The following is a 2,473-nucleotide window of genomic DNA, read 5'->3' on the forward strand; positions in this document are numbered from 1 at the left end:
CCATTTGTTTTCATCTAAAAAAACCAACTTCATCCTCTTTCCTCTATAAATTATTCTCTCTATCCTAACATAAGATCAACACGACCTAGGACACTGTACCCACAACTAAAACCTTGGTCGCGTCTTCGCGTCAGCGTTGCGGAGCAATAGCGTTGCGGAGCAATAATGCAGGGGCCCAAAAGGTTTTTCTCAGTAGCCCGGCTGTCTCAGCCTAATCTGAAAATACTACATTAGTTTATATTGTTGGATTCTTAGTGTTAGAAGTTATCGAAAGTAAGTCTGTTTCCTTGGCGAGATCAGTTCTCGACTCCTGTGAAGTTGCATTTGTTGCACCTATCTCTGCCGTTGAGCTCGCCTCTCTATGCCCCGCAACTGGAGCAATCCCTCTGTCAGCAAGTTGACCGGGAGCTGGGCCAGCGGGCTCGGCTTCTGCGCTGGAGCTTGACGGCGGTGGAGGGGGATAGAGCCTGGGTTGAGGTGGTCGCCACCACTGATGAGGGCTACTCGGATTTAGACTAGGACAACTCACTCTTAGTCAGCTTCTTGACAGACGTCTGCAAGAGTTTTCCCAATACCCCAGTGGTCTCAGACCAATCGAGAACCAACAGTTTCATTGCTACGTTAAAGAGATGGTTCATATTGATTGATGGAAATGGCTATCGGTACCCTTGCCCATTTTTGTCGTTTGGCCAATGTCTGTCTCTGCATCTGAACCAACTCCGGCTCCACTGCTGGCCGAGCAGCACCCCCCTGTCGCCCTCACCATCGCTGGATCCGACAGTGGTGGGGGAGCAGGGATCCAAGCGGATCTGCGCACCTTTGCTTTCCAACGGGTACACGGTACCTCTGCCCTGACCTGCGTGACCGCCCAGAATACCCTTGGGGTGAGCCGGGTCGATGCGCTGCCCCCCGAAGCCGTGGCCGCCCAAATTGAGGCCGTGGTGCAGGACATTGGGGTGCAAGGGATCAAGACGGGCATGTTGCTGAATGCCGAGATCGTGCTGGAGGTAGCCCGTCAGGTGGAGCGCTGGGCGTTGCGGCCTCTGGTGGTGGATCCGGTGATGGTGTCCCGCACGGGAGCAAAGTTGCTGGCAGATGAAGCCATTCAGGCCATCCGCGAGCGGCTGATCCCCTTGGCCCAGGTGCTGACCCCCAATCGCTATGAGGCGCAAATTTTAACGGGGCTGCAGCTGCAGTCCCTGGCGGATATGCAAACGGCGGCTCAGCAGATTCGCACCCTGGGCTGTGGAGCGGTGTTGGTCAAAGGTGGGGGTATGCCGGGGGAACTGCAGGGGGTGGATGTGTGGTTCGATGGCGAGCGACTGGAAGTGCTGAAAACAGAGCGGATCCCCACCCGCCACACCCACGGCACCGGCTGTACCCTCTCGGCGGCCATTGCAGCACAGATGGCCTGGGGCAGGGATCCCTTGGCGGCCACAGTGGCGGCCAAAGCCTATGTAACAGAAGCGCTGCGACATCCTTTGGCCATCGGGTCAGGTCAGGGGCCAGTGGGGCACTTCTACCCGCTTCTGTCCGGGATTGGCAAACCTGTGCCATAAGAGAGAGGTCACTCTCTCTGGCTGCTATGGCTAGCCCGTCGAATCTTTCTCAGAAGGGATCCCTGCCCAAATGGCGGTTTTGGCTACCCCTACTGCTGCAGCTGGGTATCGTTCTGCTGATACCGGCTCGGCAAGCGCTGACCCTCGCTGTCGGAACCACGATCTACCTGCAAACGGCCCCCGTGGATCCCTATGACCTTTTGCGGGGCCGGTACGTGGCCTTGGGCTACGTCGTCGGTCGACGCTCCACCCTAGAGCAACTGCCGGGTTGGTCACCTGAATTGGAGACCCCAGGGATCCTTTATCTGCGCTTGGCTCCCCCCGCAGGGGATCCCACTCAACCTTGGCGAGCAATCGGTGTCAGCCGGGAGATGCCCAAAGATTTGCAGCCTGAAGAGAAAGTGCTGCGAGGCTGGTTTGACGGGCAGCAGCTCAAGTTGGGAACCGAAGAATTTTTTATTCCCGAAGCGATTGGAGATGCCTGGGAAGAGGATATTCGGCGTTACCCTGAAGCCACGCGGGCAGAAGTGAAAGTGGATCCCTGGGGCAAGGCAGCATTGGTCGGCCTCTGGGTAGGGGAGCATCGGTACTAAGTGCTCATTCTGCCCGGCTTTAACGCTTTAACAATTAATCACCATATTCTGACATCCGAACCCGAAGGAGAGCCGGAAAACTGAATGGGGCAGGGATCCCTATCACTTGCCCCTCGAAACCCTGAAGATGGCGAGAACCGGAGCTGTGCCATTGAGGAGCTTGCTAAGTGCTGCACAGCCTTGCTCAACACCTGAATTAGGGTCATCCCAATTGGGTCAAACTTCTTCAGCTAGAAATCGCAGGAGCCCCGCACTGTACCCGTAGGGTCAGTGCCGGGAGGAATGCGAGGTTACAATAGAACCATGACCCAAGTCCTGACC

At 56.5% G+C, this 2,473-nt stretch carries 3 protein-coding genes; all 3 read left to right on the forward strand.

All coding sequences use genetic code 11. The features are described from left to right. Window positions 1-324 precede the first annotated feature (324 nt). Window positions 325-519, forward strand: a complete 195-nt coding sequence (locus ACVWXW_RS14280; RefSeq protein ID WP_457404363.1) for a hypothetical protein — start codon at window positions 325-327, stop codon at window positions 517-519. Between the two features lie 173 nt (window positions 520-692). Continuing rightward, on the forward strand, window positions 693-1,559 hold the full coding sequence (gene thiD, locus ACVWXW_RS14285) for a bifunctional hydroxymethylpyrimidine kinase/phosphomethylpyrimidine kinase (protein ID WP_414357609.1): 867 nt from the start codon (window positions 693-695) through the stop codon (window positions 1,557-1,559). 26 nt (window positions 1,560-1,585) lie between these two features. Continuing rightward, a complete protein-coding gene (locus tag ACVWXW_RS14290; RefSeq protein ID WP_457404364.1) occupies window positions 1,586-2,152 on the forward strand; it encodes a GDYXXLXY domain-containing protein in 567 nt (188 codons plus the stop codon). The last annotated feature ends 321 nt before the right edge of the window (window positions 2,153-2,473 follow it).

The organism is Thermostichus sp. MS-CIW-30, assembly GCF_054058015.1.